The organism is Rhodobacter flavimaris (assembly GCF_021378075.1).
GTDB lineage: Bacteria > Pseudomonadota > Alphaproteobacteria > Rhodobacterales > Rhodobacteraceae > Rhodobacter > Rhodobacter flavimaris.
In genome coordinates, this window is record NZ_JAJUOS010000065.1 from 1 (window position 1) to 294 (window position 294).

The following is a 294-nucleotide window of genomic DNA, read 5'->3' on the forward strand; positions in this document are numbered from 1 at the left end:
GAGGCCGAAGCCGCCGTACTCAGGGGTCTCCTCGAGACTACCGAGGTAGGCAATGACGTCGCGCTTCTCCTCGGGGGAGAGGATGCCGATGCAGAAGGTCGGCATCGTCTGCGGCCCGGTCATCATGGCCTCGTAGATGTACTTGGGCTCGACACCGTGCAGGGTCGGCGCGTAGCCGCCGCGGGGCATGGCTCCTCCGGCGCCGTTGAAGTTGTGGCAGGCGGTGCAGTTGGTCAGGAAGATCTGGCCACCGCGGGAGATGGCCTCCTCGCGCTCCTCCTCCGACAGGCCGTC

1 protein-coding gene is annotated in these 294 nt (G+C 67.0%); it reads right to left on the reverse strand.

Annotated features, from left to right (window positions below; translation table 11 throughout):
• Window positions 1-294, reverse strand: a 294-nt coding sequence (locus LZA78_RS17645) for a c-type cytochrome (RefSeq protein WP_233678179.1), incomplete at both ends; no start/stop codon positions are given.